Annotated in this window: 1 protein-coding gene; it reads left to right on the forward strand. The window is 65.8% G+C overall.

The window, feature by feature from the left end; translation table 11 throughout:
• A partial coding sequence (locus tag MPC4_RS05935; RefSeq protein ID WP_174511710.1) for a UvrD-helicase domain-containing protein occupies positions 1–380 on the forward strand: 380 nt, incomplete at both ends.

A 380-nucleotide genomic window follows, 5' to 3' on the forward strand; every position in this document is an offset into this window, starting at 1 on the left:
GGCCAAGGACGACAACGAGCGCGCCATCGCCGTGATCATGCAGCGCTACGAAGAGCGCCTGACGGCCTACCAGAGCGTGGACTTCGACGACCTGATCGGCATGCCGCTGCGCCTGCTGCGCGACTTCCCCGAGGTGCGCGCCAAGTGGCAGAAGGCGCTGGGCCACGTGCTGGTCGATGAATACCAGGACACCAACGCCACGCAGTACGAACTGCTCAAGCTGCTGGTGGGCGAGCGCGGCCGCTTCACCGCCGTGGGCGACGACGACCAGTCGATCTACGGCTGGCGCGGCGCCACGCTGGACAATCTCAAGAAGCTGCCGGTCGACTACCCGCAGCTCAAGGTCATCAAGCTGGAGCAGAACTACCGCTCCACGAGCG

The sequence above is a fragment of the Methylocella tundrae genome (assembly GCF_901905185.1).
Classification (GTDB): Bacteria; Pseudomonadota; Alphaproteobacteria; order Rhizobiales; family Beijerinckiaceae; genus Methylocapsa; species Methylocapsa tundrae.